General features: G+C 70.5%; 1 protein-coding gene and 1 pseudogene. Both read left to right on the forward strand.

Annotation, left to right across the window (positions count from 1 at the left end; all coding sequences use genetic code 11):
- Positions 1-339, forward strand: a pseudogene (locus KBX39_RS29665) (phosphodiesterase); the annotation flags it as partial.
- A gap of 362 nt (positions 340-701) precedes the next feature.
- On the forward strand, positions 702-2,104 hold a 1,403-nt coding region (locus KBX39_RS29670; RefSeq protein WP_210873696.1), incomplete at its 3' end, for a bifunctional metallophosphatase/5'-nucleotidase.

Here is a 2,104-nt window from a genome sequence, read left to right on the forward strand (position 1 = left end):
TGCCTGCACCATCCGCCGGTCGCGGTCGGCGTACCGGGCATGGACGCGATGGGCCTCGCGGACGCCGACGCGCTCGCCGCCGTGGTCGGCCGGCACCCCCATGTCGTACGCGTCGCCGCGGGGCACCTGCACCGCCAGGTGACAAGCGCGTTCGCCGGTACGGTGCTGACCGTCGCGCCGAGCACGTGGATCCAGGTGAGCCTGAGTATGTCCGACGAGGAGGAGCCGGGGTTCGTCGCCGAGCCGACGGCCTTCCTGCTGCACCTGGTCGCCGACGGCGGCTGCGTGACACACACCGTCCAGGTCAGCCACGCCGCCGGGCGCACCTGCTGGTTCTGACGGCGACGCCGATGCTCTGGTACGTCGCTTACGGCTCGAACCTGCACGCCGCCCGGCTCGACTGGTACCTGCGTGGTGGGCGCCCACCCGGCGGGCTGCGCACGTACCCCGGCTGCCGGGACTGCCGGCCACCGCGCCGGACCGTCCCGGCGCTGATCCCCGGCGGGGTCTATTTCGCGGGCGAGTCGCGGGCCTGGACCGGCGGCATGGCGTTCTACGACCCGCAGCTGCCCGGCCGGGCGGCGGCGCGCGGCTACCTGGTGACCGTCGAGCAGTTCGCCGACATCGCGGCGCAGGAGATGTACCGGCCGCCGGGCGAACCATCGTCCGGACACCAGCATCGGTATCTCACGAGGAGTTCCATGTCCGTCACCGGGATGCGACGCCGGGCCGTAGTCGGCCTGGCCGCACTCGCCGCGACCGCGTTCACCGCTGTCGCCGTCACCCCCGACCAGGCCGAGGCGCGCCCGAAGCCGGTCGACGTCCAGCTGCTCGCGATCAACGACTTCCACGGCAACCTGGAGCCGCCGAGCGGGTCCAGCGGCACCATCGACGGCCAGCCGGCCGGTGGCGCGGAATACCTGGCCAGCCACCTGAAGTCGATGCGCGCCGAGGCCAAGAAGCAGGGCAAGGGCACCGTCACTGTCGCCGCCGGTGACCTGATCGGCGCCTCGCCGCTGCTGTCCGCCGCGTTCCACGACGAGCCGACCATCGAGGAGATGAACCTCGCCGGGCTGGAGTTCGCGAGCGTCGGCAACCACGAGTTCGACGAGGGCGCGGCCGAGCTGCTGCGCATGCAGCGCGGCGGCTGCCACCCGGTGGACGGCTGCGCCGACGGCACCCCGTTCGGTGGCGCCAAGTTCAAGTACCTCTCGGCGAACGCGTTCAAGACCTCCACCGGCCTGCCCCTGATGCAGCCGTTCGGCATCAAGATCGTCAAGGGTGTGCCGATCGGCTTCATCGGGATGACCCTGGAGGGCACCCCGAACATCGTCAGCCAGCAGGGCGTCGCCGGCCTGCGGTTCAGCGACGAGGCCGACACCGCCAACAAGTACGCCAAGATCCTGCGCCTGCTCGGCGTCAAGAGCATCGTCGTGCTGCTGCACGAGGGCGGCGTGCAGAACGGCGGCGGCATCAACGACTGCACCGGGTTCAGCGGCCCGATCGTCGACATCGCCAACCGGATGGACCCGTCCATCGACGTGATCGTCAGCGGGCACACCCACGCCGCGTACAACTGCAACATCAACGGCAAGCTGGTCACCAGCGCCAGCTCGTTCGGCCGCCTGGTCACCCAGATCGACCTGAAGATCGACCCGCGTACCCGCGACGTGGTGAGCGCGTCCGCGAACAACGTGGTGGTCACCCGGGACGTGGCGCCGGACAAGCCCTCGACCGACCTGATCAACCGGTACAAGACCGCGCTCGGCCCGGTGGCCGACCGGGTCGTCGGCGAGACCACCGCGGCGATCACCAAGACCCAGGAGAACCTGTACCAGACCGGGGTCGACGCCAACGGCAAGCCGACGTACCAGACCGGTGAGTCGCCACTGGGCAACCTGATCGCCGACGCGCAGCTCGCCGCGACCGACACCGAGCAGAACGCGGTCGCCGCGTTCATGAACCCCGGTGGCGTACGCGCCGACCTCGACGCCGGCCCGGTCACCTACGCCGAGGCGTTCACCGTGCAGCCGTTCGCCAACAACCTGGTGACGCTCGACCTGACCGGCGCGCAGCTCTACTGCATGCTGGAGCAGCAGTTCAC

Source organism: Micromonospora sp. D75, assembly GCF_018070405.1.
Classification (GTDB): domain Bacteria; phylum Actinomycetota; class Actinomycetes; order Mycobacteriales; family Micromonosporaceae; genus Micromonospora; species Micromonospora chalcea.